This is a genomic window from Arthrobacter sp. 01T414 (assembly GCF_056398965.1).
The window spans coordinates 74,477-99,527 of record NZ_JBFTQK010000005.1; the positions used below are offsets into that span (position 1 = coordinate 74,477).

Consider the following 25,051-nt stretch of genomic DNA (forward strand, 5'->3'; position numbering starts at 1 on the left):
CTACTGCACCCGCACTCTCGGGTCGACAAGGGTGGTGGCGAAGTCTGCGAGGATCGCCCCGATCGCGAAGATCACGGAGCCGTAGGCGAGCGTCGCCGTGGCCGCGTTGACGTCCTGCAGCGCGATCGCGTCGATGCTCCAGGACCCGACGCCGTGCCAGGCGAAGATCTTCTCGGCGAAGAAGCCGCCGGCGAAAATGGCCGGGATGGTGAAGGCGATGCTCTGCGCCACCGGGATGAACGAGACGCGCAGGGCGTGCCGGGTGATGGCCTGGTTGCGGGTCAGGCCCTTCGCCCGGGCGGTGCGGACGAAGTCGGCGTTGACGTTGTCCAGCAGGTACTGCCGCTGGGCGATCTGGTAGGCACCCCAGCCCACGATCGTGATCGCGAAGGTCGGCACGGCATAGTGGGCCAGCATGTCGAGGAACTGTACCCAGCCGTCACCGTCCAGCCCGGGAGTGGAGATTCCCGTGACGAACAGGAGGCGGTCGCCCACTGCTTCGTTGATGTTGATGGCGCCGAGCTGGACCAGGAAGTAGGCGATCGGGGCGGGCACGATGTAGACGAGGTAGCTGTACGAGGTGATCGCACGGTCGGAAAACTTGTATTGCCGGGCCGCGGTGTAGACGCCGAGGGCGACGCCGATGATCAGGGTGAGGATGATCGAAGCCAGGAACAGCCGGGTTGAGATCCAGACCCGGTCGCCGAACTCGGCGTTCACGAAGGCGCCGTTAGGGCTGCGCCCCCAGTCCCAGCGCGTGACGATTCCGGTGAGCCAGTCCACGTACCGTTCCCAGGGGCTCAGGGCCGGATCCAGGCCTTTGAGCCGGAAGGAATTGGCGACCTGTTCGGGCGTGGGGCGCGGAATTTTTTCCTGTTCCAGCAGCGCCGGCTGGAGGCTGGTGACCGCCAGGAAGTATCCGGCGCTGGTGGTCAGGAAGATCATGAACGCATACGTGACGGCACGCTTGGCAAGGTATCGGAGCATGGGACTAGTTCAGGATCGCCGTTGCCCGCGCGGGGCCGGACGCCGCGGGACGGGCTGAACCAGCCTGTCCGGGAGCCTGGGTCGTTACAACATTCACAGCATGGATCCTTCCGTCGTCCCCCACGCGGCAGGGGGTTTCCGCTGCCACTCCGGGATCTCGGCCAGCGGGTATCTGGCCGCCCGCAGGCCTCTCAGCCAGCCCAGTGGGGCTATGTTGCGGGTCACATTCCAGAGGAAACTATCACATGGAAATAGCGGGGACGCGCGCCGAACGGAACGAAATGGTCGTCCACTACCAGATCGTTATGAATAACTCATTTGAATTGATTTGACTTGGCATGCCGGGCAGGGCTCGGTTAACCTACGCGCCCCGCGCCACCCTGGTGGCCAGCTCCCGCCATGACTCGGCCAGCGCCTCCGGGGCCACGCCCTGGACGCTAACCGCATGCAGGATGCGCTCCGGCTCGAGCGTCGCGCTCAGGGCGCCGGCCATCAGCCAGCAATCGGCAGTAACTCCGGCTTCACGCAGCAGCAGTTCCAGGTGCCGGCGCCAGAGCACGGCCGGAGGCACATCGAACCGGTTATGTGCCGAGGCGTCGGCAGCGCGGGCGAGTTCGCCGAATTCCAGTACCCAGGCGATCCGTTCCGCACCGCAGGCGATGAGGCGCTGCAGGGGCGGCGCGCCCGGGCCCAGCGGCGGCGGCCCGAAAATGAAGCGGCCCTGGAACTCGGCCTCGGCGTCGCTGAGCAGCGTCATCATCAGGCCCGCCCGGCTGCCGAACCGCCGAAAGACGGTCCCCTTGCCCACCCCGGCGCGCCCGGCAAGGGACGCCATGGTGAGGCCGTCCGCCCCGCATTCCTCGATCAGTTCGCGGGCGGCCCGGAGCAGCAACTCGCGGTTGCGGGCGGCATCCCGGCGCTCGGACTCGGCGCCGCCTTGCACGCCCGGGAGGTTGCCGGGGTGGGCGCCGGGTTCGGCATTTTGCCCGCCGGGACGGATTGGGATGAGGCTCACAGCGCCCATTCTAGCCCCGGGGAATAATAACCGGACCGCAGTCCGTTTAGCCTGGATGAAGGCTTCCAAAGCCTCCGCGACCACCAGCCGCCGAAAGCCCCGCGGCGAGAAGCAAGGAGTTCCCATGACCACCAACACTGTCCTCACCCTGGTCGGCAGCCTGCGCGCCGGCTCCACCAACGCCCAGCTGGCCGAAGCCATCCAGCTCAACGCTCCCGAGCAGGTCGAGGTCGTCATCCACGAGAGCCTCGGCAACATCCCGTTCTACAACGAGGACATCGACGTCGAGGGCCAGGTCCCGGCCGCCGCAGCAGCGCTGCGCGCCGCCGCCAACGACGCCGACACCCTGCTCCTGGTCACCCCGGAATACAACGGCACCGTGCCTGCCCCGCTGAAGAACGCCATCGACTGGCTCTCGCGCCCCTTCGGCGCCGGCGCCCTCAACGGCAAGCCCACCGCCGTCGTCGGCACCGCGTTCGGCCAGTACGGCGGCGTCTGGGCCCAGGACGAGGCCCGCAAGGCCGTCGGCATCGCCGGCGCCAAGGTGATCGAAGACGTCAAGCTCGCCGTCCCCGGCTCGATGGTCCGCTTTGCCGAGGTCCACCCGAAGGACGACGCCGAGGTCGTAGAGCAGATCAAGGGCGTGTTCGAGGCGCTGGCCGAGGCCCGGACCGCCGACGCCGCCTAGCCCCCACAGACTGGCACCCCCGGCAGTACCCCCCACTGCCGGGGGTGTCCTGTCTCCGGATCCGGTCCAGCCTCCTTGTGAACAAAAGTTTTCCCCCTGACAACGCTGGCCTGTATCCTAGGACTGTGACCCACGAAACACTTGATGCCGCCGCAGAGTTCCTTCCGGCCGAGGCAATTGACGCAATCGAACGTGCGGCTACGTCCGCCCACCGCCACGAGAAGCTTTTCTCGGAGCGCGCAGCAAATATCAAGCAATCGGCCGTCCGAGACGTCTTCGACATCTCCCTGAGGCCGGGCCTCGTGTCCCTCGCCGGCGGCAGCCCGTACCTGCAGTCCCTGCCGCTGGAACGCCTCGGCCAGTCCGCCGCGAAAATCATCGCCGAGCAGGGCCTGACCGCGCTTCAGTACGGCGGCGGGCAGGGCACCGAGGAACTCCGCACGCAGATCTGCGAGGTCATGGCCGCCGAGGGGATCCTCGATGCGAAGCCCGAAAACATCGTCATCACCGCAGGCTCCCAATCCGCCCAGGACGTCGCCACCAAGGTCTTCTGCAACCCGGGCGATGTGGTCCTCGTGGAGGATCCCACCTACGTCGGCGCCCTCAACACTTTCGAGGCCTACCAAGTGGAGGTGGGCACGGTGCCGATGGACGAGCACGGGATCGTCCCGGACCTCCTGGAAGCCAGGATCGCGGCCCTGCAGACCGCCGGCAAGACCATCAAGTTCCTCTACACCATCCCCAGCTTCAACAATCCGTCCGGAATTACCCTCGCCGCCGAACGGCGGCAGCAGGTCGTGGATATATGCCGTAACGCGAATATCCTGGTCCTGGAGGACAACCCGTACGGCCTGCTGCGCTTCGATGGCCAGCCGCTGACCCCGCTGCGGGCCGGCAACCCGGATGACGTGATCTACATGGGTTCCTTCTCCAAGATCTTCGCCCCGGGGCTGCGGATCGGCTGGGCCCTGGTCCCCGCCCACCTGCAGCGCCGCTATTATCTGGCCTCGGAAGCCGTCACCCTGTGTCCGCCAACGCTCAACCAGATGCTGGTGTCCGCCTACCTGCGCGACTACGACTGGCGCGGCCAGATTGCGACCTACCGCGGCCTGTACCAGGAACGTTGCGAGGCCATGCTGGCGGCGCTCCAGGAGCACATGCCGGAGGGGCTGAGCTGGACGCGGCCGGAGGGCGGCTTCTTCATCTGGGTCACCCTGCCGGAGGGAATCGACACGTATCCGCTGCTGCAGAAGGCCATTGACGCCGGCGTGGTCTTCATTCCCGGCGCGGCATTTACCCACTCCGATGAGCCCTCCAACAAACTGCGGCTCGCGTTCAGTGCGGTGCCGCCGGAGGCAATCGAGGAAGGCGTGCGGCGCCTGGCGCCGGTACTGCGGGAAGCTGTCGCGGCGTTGTAGCCTGAACTATTGCTGTGGACCAGACCGTGCCTGACCCTATTCAAGCGTGACCAGAGGAGTCTCTTATGACCGGAATCATCGTTGTCGGCGTCGATGGCAGTGAAACTGCCCTGAAAGCGGCCCAGGCCGCCCGGGACCTCGCCGTCTCGCTGGGAGCCACGCTGCACGTGGTCAGCGCCTTCGACAGCGACCGGACCGAGGTGTTCGGCAGCGGCAGCGACCGGTTCATTGTCTCCGATGCCGACGGCGCCGAAAAGGTGGCCAAGGGCGTAGCCGACAGTCTCCGGACGGCCGAGATCAACGTGACCTACGCGGCGGCCCGGGGCAAGCCGGCGGAAGCGCTGATCCGGGAGGCGGAGCGCTCCGACGCGCGGATGATCGTGGTCGGCAACCGCCGGATGCGCGGCTTGGGGCGCGTCCTGGGCAGCGTTGCCAACAGCGTGGCCCACGGCGCCCCCTGCGACGTCTACATCGCCAAGACTGACAGCGCCGACTAAGCGTAGAGGTGCCGGCGCGGCGGCCATAGGGCTGCTGCGCCGGCACCACTGCTTTTAAGCATCCACTTTCAGGCGTCCACCGCTTTGAGCATCCGGCGCAGGATCTTGCCGGACGAGGACTTCGGCACGGCGTCGATGAACTCCACGCGCCGGATCTTCTTGAACGGCGCCACCCGTGCGGCCACGAACTCCTCCACGGCCGCTTCGTCCAACTGCTCGCCGTCGGCGTTCGGTTGGCGCACCACGAAGGCCATCGGCACCTCCTGGCCGTCGGCGTCGGCGGTTCCGACCACGGCGGCGTCAGCGATCCCGGGGTGGGTGAGCAGCAGTGCCTCAAGCTCGGCGGGGGCGATCTGGTAGCCCTTGTACTTGATCAATTCCTTGAGCCGGTCCACGATCGAGACCACTCCGTCCGCCCGCACCGTGGCGATGTCCCCCGTGTGCAGGAAGCCGTCAGCGTCGAGGGTGTCCGCCGTTTCCTCAGGCCGGTTCAGGTAGCCGAGCATGACGTTGGGGCCGCGGCACAGCAGGTGGCCCGGGGCGCTGGTTCCTTCCGCCGGGACCTCGATTTCCTCGCCCGTGGCCGGGTCGACCAGCCGGCAGTCCATGTTGGGGACGGTGTAGCCCACCGAACTGACCGGGACCTCCGCCGCATCGACGGGGATCAGGTGCGAGACGGGACTCATCTCCGTCATGCCATAGCCCTGGAGCACCCGGCAGCCCAGGCGCTCGGCCAGCCGCGCCCCCAGTTCGCCGTCCAGCGGGGCCGCGCCGGACAGGGTGGTGTGCACCGAGCTCAGGTCGTAGTCCGCAACCAGCGGGTGCTTGGACAGGGCCACGGCAACCGGCGGGGCGATGAAAAGGTAGCTGCATTTGTGGTCCTGGACCATCCGCAGGAATTCCGCGAGGTCGAACTTCGGGATGGTGACGAGGCGGGCGCGCTCCCGGAGGGCCAAATTCAGCAGCACCGTGAGCCCGTAGATGTGGAAGAACGGAAGCAGCGCCAGCAGTCGGTCCTCCGGCCGGACCTTGAGCAGCCCGCGCGACTGTTCCACGTTTGCCACGAGGTTGCGGTGGCTGAGCATTACCCCTTTGGGCCGTCCGGTGGTTCCCGAGGAGTACGGCAGCACGGCGACGTGGGTGGCCGGGTCGAAGCTGACATCCGGGGCGGGTGCCCCGCTGCTGAGCAGGTCCGTCAGCGAGGGGTGGCCTTCGGCGCCGTCGAGCACCACCAGCCGTTCCGCCGGTATGCCGACCTGCGCGGCCGCCTCCTGGGCGGCGGGGAGCAGGGCGGAGATGGTGAAGAGCCAGCTGGCTCCGGCGTCGGTAAGTTGTTTCGCGATCTCATCTGCCGTGTAGAGCGAGTTGACCGGCGTGACGGTGGCGCCGGCCCGGAGCAGGCCGTGGAAAACGACAGTGAACGCCGGAATGTTCGGACAAAGGATGGCGGCGACGCCGTGGATGCCCAGCCCCTGGGCGGCGACGGAGCCGGCGAGGGCGTTGATCCGGTCCCGTAGCTCCCGGTAGGTCGTTTCCGCTCCGCTGGTGCCGTCCACGACGGCGACCCGGTCCAGGTCCGCCTCCTGCAGGCCGCCGAAAAGGTACTCGTAGAGACTGACGTCGGGTATTTCCACGGCGGGGAACGGGCTCGAGAACACGCAAAATCTCCTTTGATCGGCGTTCGCCGGCTCGGCGGCGGCTGGTGCCACTCTAGTGCCGCCGCGCCGCTCGGGACAGGATTCCAAGGGATTTGACCGCCGTCACCCTGCTCCGTGGCCAGCCTCACCGGGATTTGGCCCAATTCAGCGGGGTGCGCGCCGGTAAAATTGGAGGTGCCCCCGATGGTGCGGACAGTCCTATCCGCCCACTCACGGGGAGAAACCATGCCTGTTCTTCAGCGCCGCCAGCTCGCCGGCCACGACATTCTGCTGGCCCGCCACGGAAACCACATCAGCACCATGCGGGTGGACCGCGCCGCCGGCCGGGTGGTGGCCTACCTCGACGACGGTTCGGTGGACAGTGCCCCCAACCTGATCTCCCCGGCCCTGCGCATGCCCGCTACGGTCCGGAGCATCCTGCGCGAGGACTGGAAGTTCCTTGCCACGGTCACGGCCGCCAGTTTCGGCTTTGCCGGCGTGGTCTTTGCCGCCGCGGCAGCCGTGGCAGGCTGGGGCGGCGACCCTGGTGTGGCCCAGCTGTTGTCCGCTTATTCCGGTACCTAGCCGCACGCCGGCTGGCCCGGGCGCGCCCTACACCCGCGCGGACGTTCCCGCCCAGTTACTGCCTGCCCGCCGCCGGTGCGCCCCCGCAAAACCCGGGGAACTCCGCGGGTGCCGGATCGTCCGGACCGGACGAACTGGGCGGGAGCGTCCGACGCCGAGCTGGGCGGACTGCAGAGACGGCCCCCGCCCCGGCTCAGTCCAGCAGCAGGGCGGGCTCTTCGAGGATGGCTGCGACGTCGGCCATGAAGCGGGCCGACAGGTCCCCGTCCACCACGCGGTGGTCGAACGAGCCGCCCAGAGTGGTGATCCAGCGCGGGATCACTTCGCCGTCGAGCACCCACGGCTTCTGCTTGATGGTGCCGAAAGCCACGATCGCCACCTCGCCGGGGTTGATGATCGGCGTCCCCGTGTCGATGCCCAGGGCGCCGATGTTGGTGACCGTGAGGGTCCCTCCCTGCATCTGCACCGGCTGGGTCTTGCCCGCCCGGGCAGTGGTGGCCAGCTCGTTGAGGGCCAGCGCGAGTTCCTTGAGCGAGAGGTCCTGGGCGTTCTTGATGTTCGGCACCATCAGGCCGCGCGGTGTGGCGGCGGCGATGCCGAGGTTCATGAAGTGCTTGACGTGGATCTCGGCGCTGTCGCTGCCGTCTTCGGCGTCCACCCAGCTCGCGTTGACGCTGGGGTTGCGTGCCGCGGCCCAGATAACGGCCTTGGCGAGGATCAGCAGCGGAGAGACCTTGATGCCCTCGAAGTCGCGCGAGGCCTTGAGCCGCTTGACGAACTCCATGGTGCGGCTGGCGTCGACGTCGACGAAGATGCTGACGTGCGGTGCCGCGAACGCGGACTCCACCATGGCCCGCGCGGTGGCTTTGCGGACCCCCTTGACCGGGATGCGCTCGATCCGCTGTTCCTGCGGGCGGCCGGTCTTGCCCCAGAACGAATCCGCCTTGTCCACCTCGGCGTCGCGCTGGGCCTGGTAGCTGACGAGGTCTTCGCGGGTCACCTCGCCGCGCGCGCCGGTGGGGACGACGTCGGCCAGGTCAATGCCGAGGTCGCGGGCGATCTTCCGGACCGGGGGCTTGGCCAGGACGCGGTTGACGAGGCCCGTGATGGCCCCGCCCAGCGTGGGCCGTTGGTCGACGGCTGCTTCCTCCGGGGCGGGGACTTCCGCGGCCGGAACCGTTTCCGGGCTGATCCAGATGTCGTGGGCCTCGATCCCGGCCCGCTCCACTGTCGGAGCGGGAGCCGCCGGGGCTGCGGGGGACTGCCCCGCCGGCGCGGAGATCCGGCGGCGGCGTTTGACGGCGTCGGCCTTGGGGCCGGAACCCACCAGCGGGCCGCCGGCCGGTGGCCCGGCCGACTCCGCGGCGTCGGACGCGTCGTGCTCCAGCTTTCCGTACATCGGCGCGTCGGGAGCCGGCGCTTCGGTAACCGAACCGGGAGCGGCCGGAGCGGGCACGGCAGCGGCAGCGGCGTCGGAGACGCTGATGATCGGCGTCCCGACGTCGACCGTCACGCCTTCCGGAACCAGCAGCTCGGTGACGGTGCCGGCGTACGGCGACGGGAGCTCCACGAGGGACTTGGCGGTCTCGATTTCGCACAGCACGTCGTTGACGGCCACGGTGTCGCCGGCCTTGACCTTCCAAGACACGATTTCGGCCTCGGTCAGGCCTTCGCCCACATCGGGAAGGTTGAACTTGTTCACGGTCATGGAAATCCCCGTCAGTAGGCGAAGGCGCGGTCCAGCGCCTCAAGGATGCGGTCGATGTCCGGCAGGTAGTCTTCCTCCACCTTGGCGACCGGGTAGGGCATATGGAAGCCGCCGACGCGGATGACCGGAGCTTCCAGGGAATGGAAGGCCCGCTCGCTGACCCGGGCCGCGATCTCGCCGCCGATCCCGCCGAAGGTCGGAGCCTCGTGCGCCACGATCAGCCGGCCCGTCTTCCGGACCGAGGCCGTGACGGTATCGAAGTCGATCGGCGAAATAGAGCGCAGGTCGATCACTTCGACGCTGTGGCCGTCCTCGGCCGCGGCGGAGGCCGCAGCTAGGGCCACCGGAACCAGCGGGCCATAAGCCAAGACCGTAGCGTCGGACCCTTCACGCAGCACATGCGCCTTGAACGGGTCTGCCGAGTGGCCCGGGGTGTCGGTGTCGACGTCGCCCTTAAGCCAGTAGCGCCGCTTCGGTTCGAAGACGATCACGGGGTCCAGGCAGTCCACGGCCTGCTGGATCATCCAGTAAGCGTCATGCGGGTTGGACGGGGTGATGATCCGCAGCCCGGCGGTGTGGGCAAACAGCGCTTCCGGTGACTCGGAATGGTGTTCAATCGAGCCGATGCCGCCGCCGTAAGGAATGCGGATGACGACCGGGACGGTCAGGTTGCCGTTGCTGCGCGAATGCATCTTCGCCAGCTGCGTGGTGATCTGGTTGAAGCCCGGGAAGACGAAGCCGTCGAACTGGATCTCGCAGACCGGCCGGTAGCCGCTCAACGCCAGGCCGATCGCGGTGCCGATGATGCCGGACTCGGCGAGCGGGGTGTCCACGACGCGGTCTGCGCCGAACTCCCCGATCAGGCCGTCGGTGACGCGGTAGACGCCGCCGAGCGGGCCGATGTCCTCACCCATGAGCAGGGTCCGCGGGTTGTTGCTCAGCGTCGCGCGGAGGCCCTCATTGATGGCCTTGGCAATGGTCATGGTGGTCATCGGCGCACCGCCCCGTCTGTGTGTGCCTCGTCTGCTTCTGCCTCATCGGCGAAGCCCGCGCTGTACTCCTCGAACCAGGCCAGCTCCTCGGCCACCAACGGGTGTGCCTCGGCGTAGGTGTTGGCGAAAGCCGTCCGGATATCCGGGGTCCCCAGGTCGTGGATGGTCCTGCGGACGTAGGCGGCGAGCTCGTCGCCGTCGGCCTTGACCTGTTCGAAGAAAGCGTCGTCGGCGAGGCCTTCGGCGCGCAGGTACTTCTCGAGCCGCTCCAGCGGATCCTTTGCCCGCCACTGAGCCTCTTCGTCCGAGCCGCGGTACTTCGTCGGATCATCGGCGGTGGTGTGCGCGCCGACGCGGTAGGTGAAGGCCTCGATCAGCACCGGGCTCTTGCCTTCGCGGGCCCGCTCGAGCGCCCACTCGGTGACGGCGTGGACTGCGATCACGTCGTTGCCGTCCACCCGGATGCCGGGGAAACCGTAGCCCTTGGCGCGGTTGGAGAGCGGAATGCGGGTCTGGACGGCGGTGGGGACGGAGATGGCCCAGTGGTTGTTTTGGCAGAAGAACACCACGGGGGCGTTGTACGAGGCAGCGAAGACCATGGATTCGTGGACGTCGCCCTCCGAACTGGCGCCGTCGCCGAAGTAGACCATCACGGCCGCCTTGGGCTTCGCTGAGCCGGCCGCGGCTCCCCCGGCGCCCGCCTCGGCTGCGGCCAGCTTCTGGTCGCGCTGGATGCCCATGGCGTAGCCGACCGCATGCGGCGTCTGGGCGGCGAGGACCAGCGTGTAGAGGTGGAAGTTGGTGTCCTTGGGATTCCACCCGCCGTTGGACACGCCGCGGAACTGGCGCAGCAGCTCCGCGAGGTCCACATTGCGGGTCAGCGCGACGCCGTGCTCCCGGTAGGTGGGAAAGATGTAGTCCTGCGGCTGGCTGGCCCGGCCGGAACCGATCTGCGCCGCTTCCTGTCCGGTGAGCGGCACCCAGAGGGCGAGCTGGCCCTGCCGCTGCAGGGCTGTTGCCTCGACGTCGAAGCGCCGGATCTTTGCCATGTCGGCGTAGAAACCGCGGAGCTTCCCGGCGTCCAGCCGCGCGGCGTACTCGGAAAACACCGGGTCGGTGCCCAGGGTGCCGTCCGGACCGAGCAGCTGGACCATCGGGACCGCGGGGTCGCCCAGCACCGCCTCGGCCTGCGCCTCGAGCTGGTCGTCCGCTTCGGTTCCGTCGAACTCGGTAGAGGGCAGATGTGTGGCGCCCATACCGTCTCCTTGCCTGCCGCATCCGAATGCGCCGCAATCGCTGGGATATATGCCTTACCTGGCATACGTTCCAGGCGCGGCATATATTTTGGCTTACTCGTCCCTACTTTATCCGCAGCCTCATCGCGGCGGGCTTCGTGTTAAGCGCTAGGAACGCTGTGGGGGTTTTGTATACATCGCACACAATTCGAGGAAACGGGTGTTGGCCTCAGCCTCGCCGATACTCACCCGCACGCCCTCGTTGCCAAAGGCCCGGACCGACAGCGCCCGCTCCCCTGCCAGTGCAGCAAAATCGGCGCTGTTGGCGCCCAGATTGAGCCAGACGAAGTTGCCTTGGGCGTCCGGCACGAACCAGCCCAGCTCGCGGAGGCCCGCGGTCACACGGTCCCGCTCATCGACCAGGCTTTGTACCCTTTCTACAACCTCGTCGAAGTGCTCCAGTGAGGTGACGGCGGCTGCCTCGGCGATCTGGGAAACCGCGAAGGGGGTGGCGGTAACGCGCAGGTGCTGGGTGAGGTCCGGCTGGGAGACGCTGTACCCCACCCGGAGGCCCGCCAGTCCGTGGGCCTTGGAGAATGTCCTCAGCACGACGACGTTCGGGTACTTGCGGTACATCTCGATGCCGTCCACGGCCTCCGCAGACCGGACGAACTCCTGGTAGGCCTCGTCGATGACGACCACAATGTCCGAGGGGACGGTCCTGAGGAACCTCTCGGTTTCTTCGGTGGTCAGGATGGGACCGGTGGGGTTGTTCGGGGTGCACAGCAGGATCATCCGGGTGCGAGCCGTCACGGCGGCCGCCATCGCTTCCAGGTCGTGCCGGCCGTCGGCGGTCAGCGGGACCTGCACGCTCTCGGCACCGGCCAGGCCAACGCTGATGGGATAAGCCTCGAAGGAGCGCCACGCATATATGACCTCGTCGCCCTTGCCGTCGTCGTTCTGGCCGGCAAAGGTGGCCAGCAGCTGGTTGAGGGCGCCCAGGCTGCCGGCGCCGGTGACGATGTCCTCGGCCGGGACGTTGAGGAAACCGGCGAGCGCGCCGCGCAGTTTGCTGCTCAGCGGGTCCGGGTAGCGGTTGAAGTCGGTCTGCGCCGCGATGGCCTGCTGCACTGCAGGGATCGGGGGCAGGGGGTTCTCGTTGGAGGACAGCTTGTAGCTCACGAGGCCCTCGACGGGGACCGGCGGTTTTCCGGCGGCGTAGCGGGGTAGGAGGTCCACTACCGGCCGCGGGCGGATCCCTCCGGCCGGGTTGTCTGATGAAGTCATGCCTCTTAGCCTACTTCGCCCTCCTGCCGGGAGGGCCGGTGATGTGACAGCATGGGCGCATGCGCTCACTCTTCGTGCGGGTCATCGTCAACGCCCTGGCCCTCTGGATCGCCAGCTGGATCCTCCCCGGATTGGATATTTCCACATCCGCCACCACCGGGGCCGTGGCCAACAGCGGCGTCACGCAGGGCACGGATACGATCGGGATCATTCTGGCTTACCTGTTTATCGGGCTGATCTTCGGGCTCGTCAACGCACTCGTCAAGCCACTGGTCAGCCTGCTGTCGCTGCCGATCACCATCCTCACCCTGGGGCTGTTCACGATCGTTATCAACGCCGCGATGCTGTACGTGACCTCCTGGCTGAGCAGCTACACGCCGGTGCACTTCACCATCGACTCCTTCTTCTGGACCGCGGTGCTCGCCGCTATCATCATCACCGTGGTTTCCCTCGTCGCCGGACGACTCCCCGGCGGCCGCCGGCGCTAACCGGCGCTAGCCGGGCACGCCGGCGCTAACCGGGTACCCCGGCGGGCGCGGCCTTCGCAGCCTGCGGTGCGTCCGCCAACGGCCGGTTCGAAGGCAGCACGCGGGTCCTGCGATCTGCGCCGGGAGCCGTCACCACCCCCTGCGCCGGCAGCGGCTCCCGCCGCAAGGARAACCGGGTCACCGTTGCGGTGCCGCCAGCGCCGACCACGGCGGCCAGCGCGGCCGTGGACGCGCGCAGCGAGGGGTCCCGGCTCGCCGAGACCGCTTCCGCCCCGGCCGCGTAGTTCTCCAGCCGATGGCCGGGACCCAGACCGAAATCCTGCGGCGGCGGCAGGACAAGGTCATTGGTCAATGTGACCGTCACGCGGTCCTTGGTATCCGCGTTGGCGAGTCCGTCGGCTCCCGGAACCCAGTCGTGCTGGTGTTCCAGGTGCAGGCTGCCGATCCCGGGCTCGGGGGTGATGCCGCCCACCGGGGAACCGGCGGTCAGGACAAACTTGAGGTCGAACTCAGCCAGGAAGGCCTTGTCCTTGCTGAGGTTCATGGCGTGGATCCCGCCTTGGCTGTAGCCCACGACAGCGAGCTGTTCACCCGCCTCCGCACCGGCCTGGCGCAGCGACTGCCGGATGGCAGCGGTCGTCGCCTGCGAATCGTAGCCAAGGCCCTCGGCAATGCCGGCCGTGTCGAAGGGGTTCGTGCCCTCGGGCAGGCCCCCGAGCTGGGTTCCGGGGATGATGACCACCCAGGCGCGCCGGTCGCCCCCGTCGACCCGGATGACTTCAATGTCCCCGCTCCTCCGGCCCACCGCGTCCGCCCGCCGCAACAGGCCGGCCGGCGACAGGTCCACCTCCGCGGCGGCTGTTTCGCTGCCGACGACGGTGACCGGCCGCGGCTTCAGGAACCCCAGTCCCGGCGCGGCCGCCAGGTCCCGGATAAGGCGGCGGACGTCAGTGGGGCCGCTGAGCGCGCCGACTGCCGCGGCCAGGGGAACGGGCAGGCCCAGCAGGAGGGCCAGGCTGCGGGGAGCCATGGCCACGCCGTGCTCGACCTGGTCGCGGACCCCCGGAAGCTCGAAGAGTCCGCGCGGGGAGCCGTACTCGGGGGCGGAAAGCCCCATCCGGAGCAGCAGGGCGTTCCGGGCCTCGGTGAATTCGTACTCCCGGTGACTGGCCCGGACCTGAGCCGCGATGTGTTCCAATTCGGTCCTGACCGCGCCGATGTCCCGGCCGGCTTCCCCCACGGCGATGATGGCGTTGCTGCCGCTCCGGTAGGAGTCCGACTGGTAGCCGAACAGGGCCCGGCGGACGCCGTCGGCCTCCGCCTCAACGGCAGAGAGCCGGTGCACCACCCCGTCCAGGGCCGCCGCGCCGGCCAGCAGTTCCTCGAACTGGAAGCTTAGGCCCCCGATTCCGCCGCGGATCCGCAGCATCCCGTCGGCCGGCGGCGCGGAGGGGCGCGGGACTTCTCCGGAACCCGCCGGCGTAGCCTCCGCCATCAGTATCCCGCCCGGCCCGAAGAGAGCGTCACGTTCTGGGCATGCCGCAGGACCACTGCCGTCGCATCCTGTAGCCCGTCGCGGCCCCGCCGCAGGGCCGCGGCCTGAAGCGACAGCGTGCTCCGGTAGGCGCGGCCCGCCGGGGACTGCCAGCCCTGCAGTTCCAGCCGGCTCAGCGCAGCCAAGGCGGCGGAAGCCTGCTCGGCGCATGAGGCGACCCTGGCAGCGAACTGCTGGACCTCGTAGCTGCGTGAGGCGCACGCCGTCGCCTCAGCCGCGGTTAACGTCCCACTCATGGCCCGGGCCCCTTTCTATTGCCGTTCAGTCCCGGGATCGACGCTAAGGAACCTCCACCGGCGCCGGAAGCGGCCGGCACGGCTATGTGGAAAAGCGGCCGCCCCGCGCGGCGCGCGCAGCGGCTCCGCCCTAGGGGATCTCCTACGGAACTCGTCATACGGAACTGCCTGCTTAAGGCCCGGCGGCACTTCGTGAAAGAATCGGACCATGCCTGAAACTGCCGCCACAGCTGAGACCCGCACGCCGTCCGGACGCCTGGCCCTCGCCGCGTCCGACCACCAAATCGCGCTCGGCCCGCTCGACGGCCGCTACCAGTCGTCGGTCGCGCCGCTGGTGGACTACCTCTCCGAGGCCGCGCTCAACCGCGACCGGGTCGCCGTCGAGGTCGAGTGGCTGATCCACCTGACCAGCAACAACGTGCTGCCGGGCGCCGGGCCGCTGAGCGCCGGGCAGCAGGAGCAGCTTCGTGCCATCGTCACCGAGTTCGACGCCGCGTCGGTCGCCGAACTGGCCGACATCGAAGCCGTGACCGTCCACGACGTCAAGGCCGTGGAGTACTACATCGGCCGCCGTCTGCCGGGCATCGGGATCGAAAACCTGACGGCAATGGTGCACTTCGGCTGCACCTCAGAGGACATCAACAACCTCTCCTACGCGCTCGGCGTCAAGGGCGCTGTCGAGGACGTGTGGCTGCCCGCCGCCCGCAAGCTCGTCGCGCAGATCAGCGCCATGGCCGAGGCCAACCGCGCGGTGCCGATGCTGTCCCGCACGCACGGCCAGCCCGCTACCCCCACCACGCTGGGCAAGGAACTGGCCGTGATCGCCCACCGGCTGACCCGCCAGCTGGACCGCATTGCCCGGACCGAGTACCTCGGCAAGATCAACGGCGCCACCGGCACCTACGCGGCGCACGTCGCTTCCGTTCCCGGCGCCGACTGGGAGCACGTGGCGAAGAGCTTCGTCGAAGGTCTCGGCCTGGACTGGAACCCGCTGACCACCCAGATCGAAAGCCACGACTGGCAGGCCGAACTCTACGCCGACGTCGCACGCTTCAACCGCATCCTGCACAACGTCTGCACGGACATCTGGAGCTACATCTCGATCGGCTATTTCGTGCAGATCCCGGTGGCAGGCGCCACCGGCTCCTCCACCATGCCGCACAAGGTGAACCCGATCCGCTTCGAAAACGCCGAAGCCAACCTGGAGATCTCTTCCGGCCTTCTGGACGTGCTGGGCTCCACCCTGGTCACCTCCCGCTGGCAGCGCGACCTCACGGATTCGTCCTCGCAGCGCAACATCGGTGTGGCGTTCGGCCACTCGTTGCTCGCCATCTCGAACGTCGCCAAGGGCCTGGACCGGCTCAAGGTCGCCGAGGACGTCCTGGCCGCAGACCTGGACACCAACTGGGAAGTCCTTGGCGAGGCCATCCAGATGGTCATGCGCGCCGAGGCGATCGCCGGCGTCCCGGGCATGGAGAACCCGTACGAGCGGCTCAAGGACCTGACCCGCGGGCAGCGGGTGGACGCAGCCCGGATGCAGGAATTCGTCCAGGGCCTGGGTCTGTCCGCCGACGCCGAAGCCCGGCTGCTGGCCCTGACCCCGGGCAAGTACACCGGCATCGCGGACAAGCTGGTCGACCACCTGGCCTAGCCCTGCTTGCCCCGAATTCACCTTCCGGCAGGCCGCCGTTTACGCGGCCGTCGAGGACTGGCCAGCTTCCGCGGGGAAGCTGGGGCTGTTACCGACCCGAGGAGACCCCTTGCCGAGCGACATACCGTCGACAGCACGGACCGTTCTGACCGACCCCGGCCCAGGGGCCGGACCCGACGCAATGGCCGACGCGGCCGCCTTGAGCCTGATGAGCTTCAACATCCGCTGCGACATTGCGGAAACCCTGCCGGGCCAGGCCGACTACTGGCCGGAGCGTGTACCGGCGTTGCAGGCCGTCCTGGCCGAAGAACTGCCCGAAGTCCTGGGCATCCAGGAGGGCCTGGAGCACCAGCTGGCCGTGATCGGCGAGGCCCTGCCGGACCGTTACCGGATGATCGGCCACGGCCGCGACGGCGGCCGACGCGGCGAGCACTCCTGCATCTTCTACGACTCCAGCCGGCTGAAGCTGCGGATGTGGGACCAGTTCTGGCTCTCGGACACGCCCACGGTGGCCGGGTCGGCCACGTGGGGCAACCACGTCACCCGGATCGCCACGTGGGGCCGGTTCGAAGACAACCACACCGGACGCGAGCTGATGGTGGTCAACACCCACTTCGACCACGAGTCGGAGAACGCGCAGCTGCGCAGCGCCGAGGCCATCGTGGAGCACGCGACGAGTTTCGAGCCGGGCCTGCCGACCGTCCTGATGGGTGACTTCAACGCCGACGCCGGCGCGTCGGGGGCCTACAGCACCCTGGTGGGAAGCGGCACCTTCCGCGATTCCTGGACCGTGGCCCAGCAGCGGTTGACCCCGGAGTACGGAACATTCCCGAACTACAAGGACCCGGTCATCGGCGAAAGCCGCATCGACTGGATCGCCGTCACGCCGGAGATCCAGGTCGCCGAGGCCGCGGTCAACACCTTCCGGCTCGACGACCGCTATCCCAGCGACCATGCCCCGATCCAGGCCACGGTCAGGATCCCTTGACCGCACGGCAGCCCAGCCTGCAGGGCAGAACGCAGCCGGTAAACTCGCTGCCATGAGGCTTCTGCTGATCCGCCACGGCCAAACCCCGGGCAATGTCCTGGGGCAGCTGGATACCGCCCATCCGGGTCCTGGGCTGACCGAACTCGGCGAGCGCCAGGCCGCCGCGCTGGCCCGCTCCCTGGTGAACGAGCAGATCGGACTGCTCTACGCCTCCACCCTGGTCCGCACCCAGCTCACCGCGGCCCCGCTCGCCACCACGCGCGGGCTGGAAGTTGAAATATTGGAAGGGCTGCGGGAAATCGAAGCCGGGGCGCTGGAGAAGCTCACCGACCGCGAATCCCACCTGCGCTACCTGGGCACGGTGTTCGCCTGGACCGCGGGCGAACTGGACCGGCGGATGCCCGCGGGCCCCAGCGGCCACGACTTCTTCGAACGCTACGACGACTCGATCGCGAGGATCGCTGCCGCCGCTGCAACCCGCGGCGACGATGCCGCCGTCGCCGTCGTCAGCCACGGCGCCGCGATCCGCGTCTGGACCGGCCTGCGTGCGGCCAATGTCGAGGCGGAGTTCGCGGCGCGGCACGTGCTCGCCAACACCGGCATCGTGGCGCTCGAAGGCGACCCCGACGCCGGCTGGCGGCTGATCCACTGGGACGACAGCCCGGTGGGCGGGCTCGCCCTGGCGGATCCGACGGCGGAAGACCCCACCGGCCGCCCAGCCTGAGCCGAAGGACGGATGCCGAGTTCTTGAAGTCCTTACCGGCAGGAAACACCCCCGAAACCGCCGCTGCCTAGCCTTGGTCTGCATAACCCTTCGGCGAATCGAGGCAACGATGCAGACCAACCCGCGGCTCAACATCCGGCAGGTGCCCTGGTCCAACCCCGTGGGTGCCGACCTGAGGGCAGCCCAGCAGGCGGAACTGGACGCCCGCTACGGCCACAGCGGGCACGAGGCCGGACCGCCGCCGTCGGAAGCGGACACCGCAGTCTTCCTGGTGGCGCACGACAAGGCGTCCGGCCAGCCGGTGGGCTGCGGGGGCCTGCGGCTGCTGGATGAACGCACGGCCGAGATCAAGCGGCTGTACGTGTTGCCGTACACCCGCGGCTCCGGGGTGGCCAGCTCGATCCTGGCCGCGATGGAGGCACATGCCCACGCCCTCGGCATCACCACCCTGACCGCCGAGGCGGGTTCCGTTCAAACCGACGGGCGGCAATTTTACGAGAACTCGGGCTTTGTCCCCGTTCCGAACTTCGGCCCCTACCTCGGCCTGGAGCACTCGCACTGCTATGCGAAGCCGATCGATTCGCACAGCGCCGCCCACACCGCCATGGCGTAAGTCAACCGGTGTACCGGGGCGCTCAGTCAGGTCCAGAAATCGTCCGACTTGGCAGTGTCCTCGAAAAACTCCCGGCCCTCGGCGATCTTGCCGTCACGGACAACAAACGCGATGACCGAAGCCATGTCCAGACTCTTGCCGTTATTTTCCGCGACGGTCTGCTGGATCGCTACCGTGTGACCGTCCCCGCCGACGATGTCCTGGACCTTGGCTTGGAAGTTGCCCTGCGTGCGAGCTCCCAGTTCGCCGAAGTACGCGAGGATGGCGTCACGGCCCTGTTTCGTCCCCGATAGCACGCCGCTTCCGGCCACGTGCCAGACTGCGTCCTCCGCGAAGATTTCGCTAAGAGTCGCCATATCCCCTGAGTTAAAGGCCTCGTACCCTCGCCGGACCAGTTCAACATTGTCTGCGCTTCCCATGATCGGACACCTCTCTGTCGTCCTTGTCGGGTCATGCTGGGACGGTTAAAGGCTAGTCCTGGACCGTGGGGCTGTCGATGGAAGTATGTCCGGCCACCGGGGCCGCGAGGGCCGTCCTAGCTGCCCGCCGGCCAGCCCGTATAGGCCTCGGCGAGGTAGGCGCGGCCGTGCCGGGACGAGACCACGGAGTTGAGCTCGCCTAGCTGTCGGGCGCGGGCGAAATCGTCGGCGCCGGCCGGAGTGTGCAGCATGGAAGTCATCCAGTAGGAGAAGTGCTGTGCCTTCCAGACCCGGTCCAGGGCGCGGTCACTGTACAGGTCAAGGAGCATCGTGGAGCCGGTCTTGTAGTAGCTGTCCAGGCCCTCGAAAAGCACCCGGACATCGTGGATGGCGAGGTTCAGTCCCTTGGCGCCGGTGGGCGGGACGGTGTGGGCCGCGTCCCCGGCAAGGAACAACTTGCCGTGGCGCATCGGGGCGTGCACGAAGCTGCGGAACTTCAGGACCGTCTTGTCGATGACCGGTCCCTCCTTGAGCTCAAAGCCGTTGCCGTTCACGCGGCTGCGGAACGCCTCCCAGATCCGCTCATCGTCCCAGTTGCGGACGTCCTCACCGGGATCGCACTGGAAGTACATCCGCTGCACCGTCTCGGTCCGCTGGCTGATCAGGGCGAAGCCGTTGGCTGAGTTGGCATAGATCAGCTCATCGGAACTGCGTGGTGCCTCCGCCAGGATGCCGAACCAGGCGAAGGGGTACTCGTGGAAGTACCACTTGCGCCCTGCCTCCGGAATCTGGACCCGGCAGTGGCTGCGTGAGCCGTCCGCCCCCGCAATGAAGTCGGCCTGGAGCTCGAATTCGGTGCCGTCCGCGTCCGTGAACCACACTTTCGGCGAGCCTTCGATGTCATGGATGCTGGTGTCCGTGACGCTGTACCGGACGTCGCCGCCGTCGGCCTCCCGGCGCGCGGCCAGGTCCTTGAAGACGTCAGTTTGCGGGTAAAGCCAGACGGATTCGCCCACCAGGTCCTGGAAGTCGATGCGGTGGCTTTCGCCGTTGAACCGCAGTTCGATCCCGTCGTGCCGGTCGCCGTCGCGCAGCACGCGGTCGGAGACGTCGGTGTCCACGAGGAGGTTAACGGTGCCATGCTCGAGGATGCCGGCCCGGACGGTCTCCGAGATCTCCTGCCGGCTGCGCACTTCGATCACGGTGGACTCGATCCCCTCTTTGGCGAGCAGATGGGAGAGCATCAGCCCGGCGGGGCCGCCGCCCACGATGGCCACCTGGGTGGTGATGATTTTTCGGGCTGCCATGTTGTCCTCGCTTCGTTGCGGGGCCCGAAGCCGCGTGCGCCAATCAGCCGCGCGCCACACCCCGGGACCGGATCGGTCTTCTGGCTAATAGTGTGCGCCCGGAGTGGTGATCCGCGTTACAAGTTATCCATTGAACGGAATTGGGCTGCCGGCCGGGAGTCCCCGAGCCGGCGTCCGATGCCGCGCGCCGCGGTCTGCAGCGTCGGCACCAGGGCTTGCAGCCGCATCTCCCGCAACGGAACCACGACGCCGAGCGCAGCAACGGTCCGCTTCCGCGCATCCCGCACCGGCACGGCAATCCCCCAGGTGTCGGGGTCCACGACGCCGGCCAGCTGCGCGAACCCCTCCTCGGCAGCCTCGGCCAGGAGCGCCCGGATATCCTCGGCCTTGAGCGTGCCCGTGGGGTCGTTGAACTGGCGCAGGTACGCCGCCTGCACCGCGGCCGGCTGATGGGCCATCAGGGCCAGCCCGGCGGAGGACAGGTGCACCGGCATCCGTCCGGCGACCTTCGCGCGGTTCGCCACCGAGCCGCGGCGTGACAGGCGTTCCACGAACAAGGCGTCCCAGCCATCCAGCACGGCCAGGTTCACGTTCTGGTTGAGCACCTGCTGGATGTCCTCCATGAACGGCATCGCCGCCTGCCGCAGGGCCAGGGTCGGCGAGTTCCGGTTGACCAGCTCCCAGAGGCGCAACCCCAGCCGGACCGATCCGCCGTTTTCCAGCTCCAGGAGGCCGTGCCCGGCCAGCTGCCGGACCAGCCGGTGGGCGGTGGTCAGGGGAAGCCCGGCACGGTCCGCGAGTTCGGAGAGCTGTAGGGCCGCCGAGCCCTCGGGGAAGGCCTCAAGCAGGCGCACCACGCGGTCCACCACGGAATCCCCCGACCCGGAATTAGCCACGCGTCCCGCTTCCCCTCGCCGTTGCCTGCTTGGGATCAGTCTTCCACTGACCGGCGGGCGGCGCGCAACCGGCGCCAGAGAGTCGGCGCCAGCACGACCGCGACGCCGACGGCGGCGCCGATGACCGTCTCGAGGAACCGGTCGCGCAGCAGGGTGGTTGCGGGCACCGGGGCTACCAACAGGGTGGAGATCAGGGCGAGCGGGGTGACGAAGACCTGGGCCAGCATGTACTGGCGGGCGATGAACATTTCGGCACCGAACTGGCAGGCGGCGATAACGAGCACGGTCTGCCAGGGGGCCGGCTGCAGCAGCAGGATGGCGGCGAGCAGCACGAGCCCCAGCGCGGTCCCGATGATGCGCTGCATGCCGCGGCTGATGCGGTGCCGGGTGCTGTGTCCCACGAGCGGCACGACGGCGGCCACCATGGCCCAGTAGTTGTGGCCGAAGCCGAGCCGTTCGCCGGCGAGGGTGGCGATGGCGCCGGCGAGCCCGGCCGCCACGAGGTAGCCCACGGCTTCGAGCCAGGCGACGCGGCCCTCGGCGGGGGTCAGCCGGACCGGCCGGGGCCACGACCACGGCTGCCGGCGGCTCGGGGCCACCCGGGCGGACAAGCCGATCAGGAGCGAGAACGCAACGGTCAGGACGGCCACCAGCATTCCCTGCCCCAGCGGCGGCTGGCTTGGGATGGAGGCGATGGCCGCGAACGCGAAGATGTGGAAGAGCGATCCTGCCGGGCGGAGCCGCCACCAGGCGACGACCAGGGAGCAGCCGCCGGCCACCAGCGTGGTCGCGAGGACCTTCAGCCAGACGGTGCCTGACGGGGTGAGCGCGAACCCCGTCCCGGCGCGGGCCGCCAAGGCTCCGAGCAGGATCACGGCAAGCATGAGGGACCCGGCCCGAAGCTGAAGCACCAGCCGCCGGCCATGGGGCTCATTCCGGCCGTAGATTCCGGTGAAGGCGCCAAAGGAGGCAAAAATGGCCAGATCCAGCCTGCCCAGCAGCACCAGGGTGATGAGCGGGACAAAGACGCCGACGGCGCAACGGATCGCGACCTGGTGGTCCTTGTTGGCTGGAGCCATGGTGAACATCTCGGCGAGCAATTTCGCGGGCTTCACAGCTGGAATGGGTCTTCCTTTGCAGTCGGTTGAAAACGACGGCGGCACTGGCATCCAGCTGAATCGTACGCCGGAACCCGGCCAATCCGGGCTTCGTATTCCATTCAACGGAAAGAACTCGAGGACGGCCGGATGGTAGCGTCGAGCGGTTGAACCACCCACACGGCAGTATTCCGGAGGACCCCATGCTCAAAGGATTCAAGGACTTCATCCTGCGCGGCAACGTGATCGAACTGTCCATCGCCGTCGTCGTCGGTACGGCCTTCACCGCACTGGTGACGGCGTTCACCACGAACATCGTGAACCCGATCATCGCTGCAGCCGGCGGCGTCGAGGCCCAAGGCCTCGGCTTCTCCATCTGGCCGGGAAACTCCAAGACATTTGTGAACTTCGGCGCCGTCCTGACGGCCTTCGTGACTTTCATCATCACCGCCGCGGTGGTGTACTTCATTTTCGTAGCACCGATGAACCGGATCAACCGGATGGTCAAGCACCGGCTGGCCACCGCAGAGCCCGAGGAGAAGCCCCTGCCGCCGGACACCGCTCTGCTCGCCGAGATCCGCGACCTGCTGGCCTCCCTGGCCGGATCCGGGGCGGGCGTGGGTAAAGGCGACGACGACGGCGGCCGGCACGCCGCCGTCGGGCTCCCCGACGATGAAGTTCCCTCCGAGGACCTCGCCCATTCCGGCGCGCCTTCTCCCCGAAGGTGAGGGAGCGTCACCCCCAAACCCACCAAACGTGAGGGAGCGTCACCCCCAAACCCACCAAACGTGAGTGAGCGTCACCCCCTAACCCACCAAACGTGAGGGAGCGTCCGGCTAGACCGCCTTCGTCATCCTTATGGTCAGCGCCTCGTGCTCCACGGCGACCTTGAGGTGCTTGGCCTTGCCGATGTGGTCGCCGTCGAGCTGGAACTCCTGCTCATGGTCGAGGCTGATTTCCGCGGACTTTCCGGCGAAGTACTCCACCGACTTGTTCTTGCCGTTCTTCCGGCCGAACATGCCGGCCAGCACGCTGAACCAGCCGAGCCGGCCCGCCGGAGCCAGGATCAGGACGTCCAGGATGTTGTCATCGATCTTTGCGTCGGGGAAGACTTCCACCCCGCCGGTGATCTTGCCGCAGTTGCCCACCATGACGCTGCGGATCCGGCGCCGGACCGGGTGCTGGCCGTCAATGCTGATGTGCGCCTTGACCGGCTTGCCGGGCAGGTGCCGGATGCCGGCCTCGACATATGCGAGCCAGCCCACTCGGTCCTTGAGCTCGTCCACGGTGTTCGCCATGATCGCAGCGTCGTAGCCGAGTCCGGCCATGACCAGGAAGACTTGTTCGTCCTGGGAGTGGTCCAGGCTGGCCTTTACCACGTCCACCTTGATGTCCGTGCCGTTCAGGACGTCGTAGCTGGCGGCCACCGGGTCAGTGATGTCCACGCCGATGTTGCGGGCCAGCAGGTTGCCGGTGCCCATCGGCACCAGGCCCATCGGCGTCCCGGTGCCCGCAAGGACCTCGGCCACGCAGCGGACGGTTCCATCGCCGCCTGCGGCGATCACGACGTCGACCCCCGCCTCCAGCGCTTCCCGGGCCTGGCCCAGCCCGGTGTCCTCGGCCGTGGTCTCGAGCCAGAGCGGCTCCGTCCAGCCCTGGGTTTCGCAGAGCCGGTAGAACGAGGCCTTGAAGTCCTCTCCGGAAGACTTCATGGGATTGATGATGACGGCGGCGCGCCGGGTCTGAACGGAAGTGTCCTGAACAGAAGTGTTCTGCGCGGCATTGGTCTGTGACATGGCGTCCTTCGGGCGTGTGGGCGGGATGGGTCCCGCAGGGAAAGCCTATCGGGGCGGGGCGGATAAGCTGCGCAGCGTGGCAGGGAGTCATGGACGCGCTGTTGGACCGGTCACTACACTGGCCATGTTCACGAACTGACGCGTACCGGACCCGTCCGGATGCCGCTCCGGATTCGCCGGGGCGGCCGCGTTCCAGGCGCGGAAGGCGGCCACATGACCGATCCAGGGGAAAACTACTCAGCCGAGGCCGAAGCCTCGAGCAGGGATCCGCACGACTGGGGCCGGGCGATGGCCCTGGCCCTTACCCGGCTGGCTGAGCAGCTGGCCCCGGAGGATGCCGAAGAGATGCATGCCAGCCTCGTGGACAGGCCGCTGCACCTAACCATCCGCGACGACGCAGCGGGGGTCACGATCACGGTATCGACGAAAGCTGACACCGCCGGCTGACGCCCGGTCAGAAATAGAACAGCGCAGATCATCAATTCCCTCCCCGGGTGTGCCAGAATAAGCGGGATTTACCGGCCCATAGTGGGCCGGGACACACAGATCATTTGGGGGAATGATGACAGAGCGCGCAGATTTTGACGCCAGAAAAGAATCCACATCCTTCGGCCAGGGCGAGCCGGGCTACGGCCAGCGTTGGCCCGACGGGGCTCCTTGGCCGGATTCTTCCGATCACCGCCAGGCTCAGCTGCCCGCGTTGCCCCTCCCCCGCGTCCGGACGGAGTCCCTGGAGCACATGCTGCGGGGCACCGTCTTCGCCTTGGCCATGGTCCCGGTAGGCGTCGCCCTCTGGCTGATTCTGTGGAAGATGGGCTGGATGGCCTCCATCGTTGCCTTTGTGACGGCGGCCGGCGCCGCCAAGCTGTATATCGCCGGGAGCACCGTGGGCAGCGGCGGCAGCATAACCAGGCGCGGCGCGTGGGTTGTCGTGGCCGTGACGGTGGCGACGGTGCTGCTCTCATTCCTGGGCACCATTTGGCTGGACCTGGCCGACTACCTTGGCGCCTCACCGCTGGCCCTGCTGTTCGAACCGGAGGCCTGGGACCTGCTGGGCTACAACCTGACCAGCAACGCAGACCTGATCGAGGGCCTCAAAGGGGAGTTCCTGATGGCGCTGCTGTTCAGCGCGCTGGGCTGCTTCTTCACCCTGCGGCAGCTCTTCGCCCAGTCCCGCCGAAGCTAGGCCGGGTCAGAGCCCGTCAGCGACAGGGCCCCGTCAGCGTCAGGGC

General features: G+C 67.9%; 26 protein-coding genes. 12 read left to right on the forward strand and 14 right to left on the reverse strand.

The window, feature by feature from the left end; all coding sequences use genetic code 11:
- Both AC1DK9_RS12675 and AC1DK9_RS12680 read right to left on the reverse strand, forming a co-directional pair.
- Positions 1–987 carry an ABC transporter permease gene (locus tag AC1DK9_RS12675; RefSeq protein ID WP_476916144.1) on the reverse strand — a complete coding sequence of 329 codons (987 nt, stop codon included), beginning with the start codon at positions 985–987 and terminating at the stop codon, positions 1–3.
- A gap of 361 nt (positions 988–1,348) precedes the next feature.
- Entirely contained in the window at positions 1,349–2,002 is a 654-nt protein-coding gene (locus tag AC1DK9_RS12680) for a TetR/AcrR family transcriptional regulator (RefSeq protein WP_476916145.1), read from the reverse strand.
- A gap of 124 nt (positions 2,003–2,126) precedes the next feature.
- Between AC1DK9_RS12680 and AC1DK9_RS12685 the strand changes: the two genes are divergently transcribed.
- From AC1DK9_RS12685 to AC1DK9_RS12695, 3 genes are all read left to right on the forward strand, one after another.
- On the forward strand, positions 2,127–2,690 hold the full coding sequence (locus AC1DK9_RS12685) for an NAD(P)H-dependent oxidoreductase (RefSeq protein ID WP_476916146.1): 564 nt from the start codon (positions 2,127–2,129) through the stop codon (positions 2,688–2,690).
- 125 nt (positions 2,691–2,815) lie between these two features.
- The gene (locus AC1DK9_RS12690; protein WP_476861506.1) at positions 2,816–4,108 is read left to right on the forward strand and encodes an aminotransferase-like domain-containing protein; all 1,293 of its coding nucleotides are present in this window, start codon (positions 2,816–2,818) and stop codon (positions 4,106–4,108) included.
- Between the two features lie 65 nt (positions 4,109–4,173).
- Positions 4,174–4,605 (forward strand): universal stress protein, encoded by a 432-nt coding sequence (locus AC1DK9_RS12695; protein ID WP_476861505.1) that lies wholly within the window; start codon positions 4,174–4,176, stop codon positions 4,603–4,605.
- A gap of 68 nt (positions 4,606–4,673) precedes the next feature.
- Here AC1DK9_RS12695 and AC1DK9_RS12700 read toward each other — a convergent pair whose 3' ends face one another.
- The gene (locus AC1DK9_RS12700; protein WP_476916147.1) at positions 4,674–6,263 is read right to left on the reverse strand and encodes an AMP-binding protein; all 1,590 of its coding nucleotides are present in this window, start codon (positions 6,261–6,263) and stop codon (positions 4,674–4,676) included.
- A gap of 225 nt (positions 6,264–6,488) precedes the next feature.
- Between AC1DK9_RS12700 and AC1DK9_RS12705 the strand changes: the two genes are divergently transcribed.
- Positions 6,489–6,827: a hypothetical protein gene (locus AC1DK9_RS12705; protein WP_476916148.1), complete on the forward strand. Its 339-nt coding sequence runs from the start codon at positions 6,489–6,491 to the stop codon at positions 6,825–6,827.
- Positions 6,828–7,020: 193 nt separating this feature from the next.
- On the opposite strand, the gene AC1DK9_RS12710 is transcribed toward AC1DK9_RS12705, so the two are convergent.
- The 4 genes from AC1DK9_RS12710 to AC1DK9_RS12725 form a co-directional block, all read right to left on the reverse strand.
- Positions 7,021–8,535, reverse strand: a complete 1,515-nt coding sequence (locus AC1DK9_RS12710) for a dihydrolipoamide acetyltransferase family protein (RefSeq protein WP_476916149.1) — start codon at positions 8,533–8,535, stop codon at positions 7,021–7,023.
- A gap of 11 nt (positions 8,536–8,546) precedes the next feature.
- The gene (locus AC1DK9_RS12715) at positions 8,547–9,527 is read right to left on the reverse strand and encodes an alpha-ketoacid dehydrogenase subunit beta (protein WP_476916150.1); all 981 of its coding nucleotides are present in this window, start codon (positions 9,525–9,527) and stop codon (positions 8,547–8,549) included.
- Positions 9,524–10,783 carry a thiamine pyrophosphate-dependent dehydrogenase E1 component subunit alpha gene (locus AC1DK9_RS12720; RefSeq protein WP_476916151.1) on the reverse strand — a complete coding sequence of 420 codons (1,260 nt, stop codon included), beginning with the start codon at positions 10,781–10,783 and terminating at the stop codon, positions 9,524–9,526. Before AC1DK9_RS12720 ends, AC1DK9_RS12715 begins: the two co-directional genes overlap by 4 nt.
- Before the next feature lie 147 nt (positions 10,784–10,930).
- Entirely contained in the window at positions 10,931–12,049 is a 1,119-nt protein-coding gene (locus AC1DK9_RS12725; protein ID WP_476916152.1) for a histidinol-phosphate transaminase, read from the reverse strand.
- A gap of 59 nt (positions 12,050–12,108) precedes the next feature.
- On the opposite strand from AC1DK9_RS12725, the gene AC1DK9_RS12730 reads away from it, so the two are divergent.
- A complete protein-coding gene (locus tag AC1DK9_RS12730) occupies positions 12,109–12,537 on the forward strand; it encodes a phage holin family protein (RefSeq protein ID WP_476861498.1) in 429 nt (142 codons plus the stop codon).
- A 25-nt stretch (positions 12,538–12,562) separates the two neighbouring features.
- Here the strand turns inward: AC1DK9_RS12730 and AC1DK9_RS12735 are convergent, their stop codons facing one another.
- Together AC1DK9_RS12735 and AC1DK9_RS12740 are read right to left on the reverse strand one after the other, a co-directional pair.
- Positions 12,563–14,032 (reverse strand): hypothetical protein, encoded by a 1,470-nt coding sequence (locus tag AC1DK9_RS12735; protein ID WP_476916153.1) that lies wholly within the window; start codon positions 14,030–14,032, stop codon positions 12,563–12,565.
- Positions 14,032–14,328: a hypothetical protein gene (locus tag AC1DK9_RS12740; RefSeq protein WP_476916154.1), complete on the reverse strand. Its 297-nt coding sequence runs from the start codon at positions 14,326–14,328 to the stop codon at positions 14,032–14,034. Before AC1DK9_RS12740 ends, AC1DK9_RS12735 begins: the two co-directional genes overlap by 1 nt.
- A 208-nt stretch (positions 14,329–14,536) precedes the next feature.
- Between AC1DK9_RS12740 and purB the strand changes: the two genes are divergently transcribed.
- The 4 genes from purB to AC1DK9_RS12760 all read left to right on the forward strand — a co-directional run bounded on the left by purB (position 14,537) and on the right by AC1DK9_RS12760 (position 18,304).
- Positions 14,537–15,979, forward strand: coding sequence for an adenylosuccinate lyase (gene purB / locus AC1DK9_RS12745; protein WP_476916155.1), 1,443 nt, complete (start codon positions 14,537–14,539; stop codon positions 15,977–15,979).
- 109 nt (positions 15,980–16,088) lie between these two features.
- Positions 16,089–16,967, forward strand: coding sequence for an endonuclease/exonuclease/phosphatase family protein (locus tag AC1DK9_RS12750; RefSeq protein ID WP_476916156.1), 879 nt, complete (start codon positions 16,089–16,091; stop codon positions 16,965–16,967).
- Positions 16,968–17,019: 52 nt separating this feature from the next.
- Positions 17,020–17,691 carry a histidine phosphatase family protein gene (locus AC1DK9_RS12755; RefSeq protein WP_476861493.1) on the forward strand — a complete coding sequence of 224 codons (672 nt, stop codon included), beginning with the start codon at positions 17,020–17,022 and terminating at the stop codon, positions 17,689–17,691.
- A 109-nt stretch (positions 17,692–17,800) separates the two neighbouring features.
- Entirely contained in the window at positions 17,801–18,304 is a 504-nt protein-coding gene (locus AC1DK9_RS12760) for a GNAT family N-acetyltransferase (RefSeq protein ID WP_476861492.1), read from the forward strand.
- 26 nt (positions 18,305–18,330) lie between these two features.
- On the opposite strand, the gene AC1DK9_RS12765 is transcribed toward AC1DK9_RS12760, so the two are convergent.
- The 4 genes from AC1DK9_RS12765 to AC1DK9_RS12780 all read right to left on the reverse strand — a co-directional run bounded on the left by AC1DK9_RS12765 (position 18,331) and on the right by AC1DK9_RS12780 (position 22,014).
- Positions 18,331–18,723 (reverse strand): nuclear transport factor 2 family protein, encoded by a 393-nt coding sequence (locus AC1DK9_RS12765; protein WP_476861491.1) that lies wholly within the window; start codon positions 18,721–18,723, stop codon positions 18,331–18,333.
- 116 nt (positions 18,724–18,839) lie between these two features.
- Positions 18,840–20,030, reverse strand: coding sequence for a 4-hydroxybenzoate 3-monooxygenase (locus AC1DK9_RS12770; RefSeq protein WP_476916157.1), 1,191 nt, complete (start codon positions 20,028–20,030; stop codon positions 18,840–18,842).
- A gap of 116 nt (positions 20,031–20,146) precedes the next feature.
- Complete coding sequence (locus tag AC1DK9_RS12775) at positions 20,147–20,926, reverse strand: IclR family transcriptional regulator (protein WP_476916158.1); 780 nt, start codon at positions 20,924–20,926, stop codon at positions 20,147–20,149.
- A 35-nt stretch (positions 20,927–20,961) separates the two neighbouring features.
- Entirely contained in the window at positions 20,962–22,014 is a 1,053-nt protein-coding gene (locus AC1DK9_RS12780; RefSeq protein ID WP_476916240.1) for an FUSC family protein, read from the reverse strand.
- Positions 22,015–22,226: 212 nt separating this feature from the next.
- Here AC1DK9_RS12780 and mscL point away from each other — a divergent pair, with 212 nt between their 5' ends.
- Positions 22,227–22,751, forward strand: a complete 525-nt coding sequence (gene mscL / locus AC1DK9_RS12785; protein WP_476916159.1) for a large conductance mechanosensitive channel protein MscL — start codon at positions 22,227–22,229, stop codon at positions 22,749–22,751.
- 108 nt (positions 22,752–22,859) lie between these two features.
- On the opposite strand, the gene AC1DK9_RS12790 is transcribed toward mscL, so the two are convergent.
- Positions 22,860–23,819, reverse strand: coding sequence for a diacylglycerol/lipid kinase family protein (locus AC1DK9_RS12790; RefSeq protein ID WP_476916160.1), 960 nt, complete (start codon positions 23,817–23,819; stop codon positions 22,860–22,862).
- Between the two features lie 213 nt (positions 23,820–24,032).
- On the opposite strand from AC1DK9_RS12790, the gene AC1DK9_RS12795 reads away from it, so the two are divergent.
- On the forward strand, positions 24,033–24,266 hold the full coding sequence (locus AC1DK9_RS12795; protein ID WP_476861486.1) for a hypothetical protein: 234 nt from the start codon (positions 24,033–24,035) through the stop codon (positions 24,264–24,266).
- A 253-nt stretch (positions 24,267–24,519) separates the two neighbouring features.
- Complete coding sequence (locus tag AC1DK9_RS12800; RefSeq protein ID WP_476916161.1) at positions 24,520–25,005, forward strand: hypothetical protein; 486 nt, start codon at positions 24,520–24,522, stop codon at positions 25,003–25,005.
- Positions 25,006–25,051 lie beyond the last annotated feature (46 nt).

Coding starts and splice junctions, on each gene's coding strand:
- AC1DK9_RS12760 (WP_476861492.1), top strand. CDS start 17,801: ATGCAGACCAACCCGCGGCTCAACATCCGGCAGGTGCCCTGGTCCAAC.
- AC1DK9_RS12770 (WP_476916157.1), bottom strand. CDS start 20,030: ATGGCAGCCCGAAAAATCATCACCACCCAGGTGGCCATCGTGGGCGGC.
- AC1DK9_RS12715 (WP_476916150.1), bottom strand. CDS start 9,527: ATGACCACCATGACCATTGCCAAGGCCATCAATGAGGGCCTCCGCGCG.
- AC1DK9_RS12795 (WP_476861486.1), top strand. CDS start 24,033: ATGACCGATCCAGGGGAAAACTACTCAGCCGAGGCCGAAGCCTCGAGC.
- mscL (WP_476916159.1), top strand. CDS start 22,227: ATGCTCAAAGGATTCAAGGACTTCATCCTGCGCGGCAACGTGATCGAA.
- AC1DK9_RS12695 (WP_476861505.1), top strand. CDS start 4,174: ATGACCGGAATCATCGTTGTCGGCGTCGATGGCAGTGAAACTGCCCTG.
- AC1DK9_RS12790 (WP_476916160.1), bottom strand. CDS start 23,819: ATGTCACAGACCAATGCCGCGCAGAACACTTCTGTTCAGGACACTTCC.
- AC1DK9_RS12720 (WP_476916151.1), bottom strand. CDS start 10,783: ATGGGCGCCACACATCTGCCCTCTACCGAGTTCGACGGAACCGAAGCG.
- AC1DK9_RS12705 (WP_476916148.1), top strand. CDS start 6,489: ATGCCTGTTCTTCAGCGCCGCCAGCTCGCCGGCCACGACATTCTGCTG.
- AC1DK9_RS12755 (WP_476861493.1), top strand. CDS start 17,020: ATGAGGCTTCTGCTGATCCGCCACGGCCAAACCCCGGGCAATGTCCTG.
- AC1DK9_RS12780 (WP_476916240.1), bottom strand. CDS start 22,014: ATGTTCACCATGGCTCCAGCCAACAAGGACCACCAGGTCGCGATCCGT.
- AC1DK9_RS12675 (WP_476916144.1), bottom strand. CDS start 987: ATGCTCCGATACCTTGCCAAGCGTGCCGTCACGTATGCGTTCATGATC.
- AC1DK9_RS12765 (WP_476861491.1), bottom strand. CDS start 18,723: ATGGGAAGCGCAGACAATGTTGAACTGGTCCGGCGAGGGTACGAGGCC.
- AC1DK9_RS12710 (WP_476916149.1), bottom strand. CDS start 8,535: ATGACCGTGAACAAGTTCAACCTTCCCGATGTGGGCGAAGGCCTGACC.
- AC1DK9_RS12730 (WP_476861498.1), top strand. CDS start 12,109: ATGCGCTCACTCTTCGTGCGGGTCATCGTCAACGCCCTGGCCCTCTGG.
- AC1DK9_RS12725 (WP_476916152.1), bottom strand. CDS start 12,049: ATGACTTCATCAGACAACCCGGCCGGAGGGATCCGCCCGCGGCCGGTA.
- AC1DK9_RS12740 (WP_476916154.1), bottom strand. CDS start 14,328: ATGAGTGGGACGTTAACCGCGGCTGAGGCGACGGCGTGCGCCTCACGC.
- AC1DK9_RS12685 (WP_476916146.1), top strand. CDS start 2,127: ATGACCACCAACACTGTCCTCACCCTGGTCGGCAGCCTGCGCGCCGGC.
- purB (WP_476916155.1), top strand. CDS start 14,537: ATGCCTGAAACTGCCGCCACAGCTGAGACCCGCACGCCGTCCGGACGC.